Here is a 5,996-nt window from a genome sequence, read left to right on the forward strand (position 1 = left end):
CGCCGGGGGCACAAGTCGCATTCACGGCGGCGCGCCGGAGGGGGCGGTCTCCTCCTCGCCAATCGTGGTCACTGCCGTCATCCTGGGCGAGCGAAGCTCGGCCCGGGATCCATCGTAGGGCGCTGGAGCCTTATGATGGATCCCGGATCTACGCCGCTTCGCGGCTTGTCCAGGATGACGGCGGTGGTTCCGAGTGAAAGTGGCAGACTCTAGGTGACGGGGACTTTCGCGCGGCCGGCATCCACGCCTCACTCCGGCACGCCAGCCTTCTTCAATCCCTCGACGAAGACGTCGCAATGAGCAAATTTGCCGAGGTTCTGCCGGAGAACCGACAGACGGAGCGGCGGGCCAACCCGAGCCCGCGCGGCGATGAACTCCTGTGCCTCCTCGATGAGGCCAAGATGACCGCAACAACTGATCAGCGTGTTGTAGTGTCCCGAATACTCGGCAAAGGCGGCGACCGATCGCCTGAGATGGGGAAGAGCCTCCTCGAACCGCCTGGCCCCCAGAAGGGCCAGGCCATGGATCGCCGTGTAGATCCCGGCAAAACTGTCCAGCGGGCTCATGCGGAGGGCCATGCCGGTCTCAGCGACGGCGCCATCATACAGTCCAGCCCGCAGCAAGGCCCAGCCATAGGCGGTTCGGCCCAAGGCAAAGCTGGGGTTGAGGTCGAGGGCTGCCTGCAACTCCGCCAAAGCCCGCTCGTGCTGGCCCGCCGTGCTCAGGCACAGCCCGAAAGTCATCCGCGCCCAGGGATCGCCAGGATCGCAGGAGAGCCCTTCCTCGGCATGTAGGGCGGCCTGCCGATAGCCTTCCCTGGTCTCCGGCACCCAGTAGCAGAGCGTGGCCCACCAGATCGCCCAGCCCAGCAGGGCGTGCGCCCGCGCGTAGCCGGGGTCCACGGCGATGGCCTGGCGCAAAAGCGCCTGCGCCTCGTCATTCTGCCGGCGCCCGACCTTGTTGATCAGGCCCATGGCACGGACGACGAGGCCCCAGGCATCGATGCTCCCAGGCGGCTTGCCCGCCGCCCGGGCGCCCTCTTCCGCGTAGAGGTGGGGTTCGATCGTGGCGACGACGACGTTCGTTATCTCGTCCTGAACCACGAAGACGTCGGTCAGGTCCCGGTCGTATTTCTCCGCCCAGAGGTGCTTGCCCGACTGGGCGTCGATCAACTGGCCGACAATCCGGATGCGCTGCCCGGCGGCTCGGACACTGCCCTCCAATACGTAGCGGACCCCAAGTTCACGAGCGACCTGCCGGACGTCCACGCCTTTCCCCTTGTAGGAAAAGCTGGAGTTGCGCGCGATCACGAACAGCCACCGCAGGCGGGAGAGGGCGGTGATGATGTCTTCGGTAATCCCGTCGGCGAAATAATCCTCCTCAGGGGCACCGCTCAAGTTCGCAAAAGGCAGGACCGCAATGGAGGGAGTGTCCGGCAGCGCTGGAGGACTTGCCGCTGCCCGAGCCATCGGATCCGCCGCAGGTTCGTGGACGCGATAGCACCGGATCGGCCGATCAAGATTTTTGATGGCCTGGTCGCCGAGATCGTCGAAAGCGATGCCGAGCGCGTTGCCGACATGCTCATGAACATTGCCGGAGATGCAGATGCCGCCGGGCGTGGCCAAGGTCTGCATGCGTGCCGCGATGTTGACGCCGTTTCCATAGAGATCGCTGCCGTCGACGATGACGTCGCCGAGGCTGATGCCGATCCGCAGCGCGAGCCGCTGGTTCTCGGCAATACCTGGATCATGCGCGGGAACGGCCCGCTGGATCTCGATGGCGCTCCTGACCGCGTCGACCGCGCTGGTGAACTCGACCAGGACGCCGTCCCCCATCGTCTTGAAGATGCGCCCGCCATGCTGCCTGGCCCTGGGCTCGATCACCTCATGATGCAAGGACTTGAGCCGCGCCAATGTCCCTTGCTCGTCGGCTTCCATCAGGCGCGTGTAGCCGACAACGTCGGCAGCAAGGATCGCGGCGAGACGGCGTGGCACACGTTCTTCGCCCATCGGCCAGGTCATTTCTAGGATGGCAGCGGCAGGCCCAGTTATACGCTTCGGCGGTTTGGGCGTCCATCGACCCGCGGCCCGCCTGCGGGCCGGAGACAGGCGCAGCGGGTCATGGACGTCGAGTATGGCAAGCTACGGTTCTCGCCGCGTGGGCGATCAGCCTCGCGCCGCCGATGTCGCGACCTGGAGAATGCGTTCTCTGTCGATAGTTTAGAGGCGGATTGACCGATCAGGTTGCTCCAACCTGATCGGATCACGCGCTAGCTCTCCGACTTCTCGCCGAGGCGCTTCACGGCGCCATGGCCGCGCGCCTCCATGAACAAGTGAACCTTGTTCTGGAAGCCGGCGTCGTCATGGGCGGCGAGCAACTCGGCGTTGTCGGCGCAGGCGGTGCACAGGTCCTCGACCCAGGGCTCCTCCGCCTTGCCGAAATCGCTCAGCACATAGGGGTGGACGAGCGTCTTGTCGCCGGGATGGCCGATGCCGAAGCGCACGCGGCGATAATCGTTGCCGATGGCGGCCGTGGTCGAACGCAGGCCGTTATGCCCGGCATTGCCGCCGCCGAGCTTCACCCTGAGCTTGGCCGGGGCGAGGTCGAGCTCGTCATGGAAGACGATGACGTCCTCCGGCGCGACCTTGTAGAACCGCGCTGCCTCGCCGATGGCGCGGCCGGATTCGTTCATATAGGTCTGCGGCTTCAGCAGCAGCACCTTCTCGGCGCCGATCGAAGCTTCGCTGGCATGGCCCTGGAAGCGCACCCGCCAAGGCGCGGCGCGGCAGGCGCGCGCAATCGCCTCGACCGCCAGGAAGCCGATATTGTGGCGGTTGCGGGCATAGCGCGAGCCTGGATTGCCGAGGCCGGCGAAGATCAGCATCTTTGCTCTCCAGCGTTCTGCCCAACGCAAAACGGCCGGGCGAACCCGGCCGTCTCGCAGCGTTCGCCGCGTGCAGCGCAGGGCCTGCTCAGGCCTTGGCGGCTTCCGGCTCGGCTTCGGCGGCCTCCGGCTCGGCTTCGACCGTCGGCGGGACGATCGTGACCAGCGTCAGGTTCTCGCGCGAGGTCAGCGCGACGCCGGCCGGCAGCGTGATGTCGTTGCTGTGCAGCGTGTCGCCGATCTCGAGCCCGGCGACCGACACCTCGAGGAACTCGGGAATGCTTTCGGGCGCGACCTCGACCTCGACCGAGTGCTCGACCGTCTGCATGGCGCCGCCGTTCTTCAGGCCGGGGCAATCCTCCTGGCCGACGACATGCACCGGCACCATCACCTTGATGGTCTGGCCGGCGGCGATGCGCAGGAAGTCGACATGGATCGGGAAATCCTTGACCGGGTCGAGCTGGTAGTCGCGCGGGATGACGCGCGTCTTCTTGCCGTCGACCTCGATCTCGAGCAGCGTGGTCAGGAAATGGCCCGCATAGATCATCAGGCGGGTCTGGTTGGCGTTGAGCGCGATGGCCTGCGGGGCTTCGCCGGCGCCGTAGATCACGGCGGGAGTGAGGCCCTGACGACGAACTGCCCGGGCGGCCCCCTTGCCGACCTGAGCGCGCGCCGAAGCCTGGATCTGCTTCATGGCGGTCATGGATGTGGTCCTTGCTTTCAAATGACAAGGCCGCCTGGCGGCGGCCGTCTCGGTTCGCGCTCCTGCCTCCAAGGGTGTCAGTGGAGCGCAGGCAGGCTCATAGGCGAAATATGCGACGATCTCAAGCCCGGCGGGCTTGGCGCGCCGGTTTCAGGCCGGCGCCAGTCCCAGGCGCTCGTCGCGCCGCCGCAGCCAATGCATCAGCGGCAGCGCCAGCAGCACCATCCAGGCCTTGCCGACGATCTGGCCGGCGAGAAAATCGAAGCTGCCGAAGGCGAGCTGCAGGAAGACCATGCTGTCGACGACGAGGCCGATGACGCTGGAGGCGGCCACCGCCGCGACGAAGTTCCGGCGCTGCAGCGGGGTGTAGACGGCAAAGTCGGCCAACTCCGAAAGCAGGAAGGCCGCCACCGAGGCGATGACGATGGCCGGCGGCGCGAGCAGGCCAGAGAGCAGCGCGCCCACGGCGATCGCGACCAGTGCCGCCCTGGCGCCGAGCCGGCGCTGGACGAGGTCGCGCAGCACGAGGGCGAGCCCGATCATCAGCACGCCGCTCGGCGCCTGGAGGCCGGGCGCGACCGGCACGAGGCAGGGGCCGTTCGGCACGCAGACCGTGCCGGCATTGCCGATCAGCCAGTTGGCCGCCGGAATGGTCAGGGTGAAGAGGGCCAGCGCGATCAGGCCCTCGATGCGGCGTTGCCGGTCAGTCGTCATAGCTCGGTCCGGTGTCTCGCGGTGCGGCCTCATAGGCCGCAAAGCCCTTGGAGCGCAGCTCGCAGGCGGGGCAGTGGCCGCAGCCATAGCCCCAGGCGTGCCGCCTGGTTCGGTCGCCGAGATAGCAGCTATGGCTGTCCTCGACCACCAGGTCGAGCAAGGCCTGCCCGCCGAGCGCGCCGGCAAGCGCGAAGGTCTGCGCCTTGTCGCGCCACATCAGCGGCGTGTGCAGCACCAGCCGGCGGTCGAGCCCGAGGCCGAGCGCCACCTGCATCGCCTTGACGGTGTCGTCGCGGCAGTCGGGATAGCCGGAATAATCGGTCTCGCAGACCCCGAGCACGATATGCCGGCAGTCGCGGCGATAGGCGAGCGCCGCGGCAAAGGAGAGGAAGATCAGGTTGCGGCCCGGCACGAAGGTCGTCGGCAGGCCGGCATCGGTGAAGGCGATCTCGCTCTCGCTGGTCAGCGCCGTATCCGAGATCGCCCCCAGGGTCTTCAGGTCGAGCAGGTGGTCGGGGCCGAGACGGGCGGCGTAATCGCCCTTCACGCCGGGCAGGGCCGTGCGGATCGTCTCCCGGCAGTCGAGCTCGACGCGGTGGCGCTGGCCATAGTCGAAGCCGACGGTCTCGACGCTGGCGAAGCGCTCCAGCGCCCAGGCGAGCGCGACGGTCGAATCCTGGCCGCCGGAGAAGAGGATGAGGGCGCGGTCGTTGCTCATGGCACCCCGCAGCCGTCATTGCGAGAAGCGCAGCGACGAAGCAATCTAGGGGACTCGCTCGGCGGCTTCCGGATTGCTTCGCTGCGCTCGCAATGACGGGGAGGCGCGCGCATGGCCTCTTCAGTCGAACAGGCTGGAGACGCTCGATTCGCTCGCGGTGCGCTCGATCGCCTCGCCCATCAGGTTGGCGATGGAGATGACGCGGATGTTGCGGGCCACCTTCACCGCCTCGGTCGGCATGATCGAATCGGTGATCACCAGTTCCTTGAGCTTGGAATTGGCGATGCGCGCGACCGCGCCACCGGAGAGAACGCCATGGGTGATGTAGGCGAAGACCTCGCGGGCGCCCTGCGCGAGCAGGGCTTCGGCGGCGTTGCAGAGCGTGCCGCCGGAATCGACGATGTCGTCGAGCAGGATGCAGGAGCGGCCCTCGACCGAGCCGATGATGTTCATCACCTCCGACTCGCCCGGCCGGTCGCGGCGCTTGTCGACGATGGCGAGCGGTGCGTCGATGCGCTTGGCGAGCGCCCGTGCCCGGACGACGCCGCCGACATCGGGCGAGACGACCATGGCGTTCTTCCAGTCGAGCCGGTCCTTGATGTCGCGCGCCATCAGCGGGGCGCCGAACAGGTTGTCGGTCGGGATGTCGAAGAAACCCTGGATCTGGCCGGCGTGCAGATCGAGCGTCAGCACGCGGTCGACGCCGGCATGGGTGATCAGGTTGGAGACGAGCTTGGCCGAGATCGGCGTGCGGCCCGAGGCGCGCCGGTCCTGCCTCGCATAGCCGAAATAGGGGATCACCGCCGTGATGCGCCTGGCCGAGGAACGGCGCAGCGCGTCGGTGATGATCAGCAGTTCCATCAGGTGGTCATTGGTCGGGAACGAGGTCGACTGGATGATGAAGACATCCTGGCCGCGGACGTTCTCCTGAATCTCGACGAAGACCTCCATGTCGGCGAAGCGCCGGACCGAAGCCT

At 67.1% G+C, this 5,996-nt stretch carries 6 protein-coding genes; all 6 read right to left on the reverse strand.

Going from position 1 to position 5,996, the window contains the following annotated elements; translation table 11 throughout:
• Positions 1-248: 248 nt before the first annotated feature.
• Entirely contained in the window at positions 249-2,009 is a 1,761-nt protein-coding gene (locus V6M56_RS18990) for an adenylate/guanylate cyclase domain-containing protein (RefSeq protein WP_332685909.1), read from the reverse strand.
• A gap of 260 nt (positions 2,010-2,269) precedes the next feature.
• Entirely contained in the window at positions 2,270-2,884 is a 615-nt protein-coding gene (pth, locus tag V6M56_RS18995; RefSeq protein WP_332685911.1) for an aminoacyl-tRNA hydrolase, read from the reverse strand.
• 88 nt (positions 2,885-2,972) lie between these two features.
• Positions 2,973-3,587 carry a 50S ribosomal protein L25/general stress protein Ctc gene (locus V6M56_RS19000; protein ID WP_332685913.1) on the reverse strand — a complete coding sequence of 205 codons (615 nt, stop codon included), beginning with the start codon at positions 3,585-3,587 and terminating at the stop codon, positions 2,973-2,975.
• Positions 3,588-3,737: 150 nt separating this feature from the next.
• Positions 3,738-4,301 (reverse strand): VUT family protein, encoded by a 564-nt coding sequence (locus tag V6M56_RS19005; RefSeq protein ID WP_332685915.1) that lies wholly within the window; start codon positions 4,299-4,301, stop codon positions 3,738-3,740.
• Positions 4,291-5,019, reverse strand: a complete 729-nt coding sequence (queC, locus tag V6M56_RS19010) for a 7-cyano-7-deazaguanine synthase QueC (protein WP_332685917.1) — start codon at positions 5,017-5,019, stop codon at positions 4,291-4,293. Before queC ends, V6M56_RS19005 begins: the two co-directional genes overlap by 11 nt.
• Before the next feature lie 120 nt (positions 5,020-5,139).
• A partial coding sequence (locus tag V6M56_RS19015) for a ribose-phosphate pyrophosphokinase (protein ID WP_332685919.1) occupies positions 5,140-5,996 on the reverse strand: 857 nt, incomplete at its 5' end.

The organism is Allobosea sp. (assembly GCF_036675845.1).
In the GTDB taxonomy this organism is placed as follows: domain Bacteria; phylum Pseudomonadota; class Alphaproteobacteria; order Rhizobiales; family Beijerinckiaceae; genus Allobosea.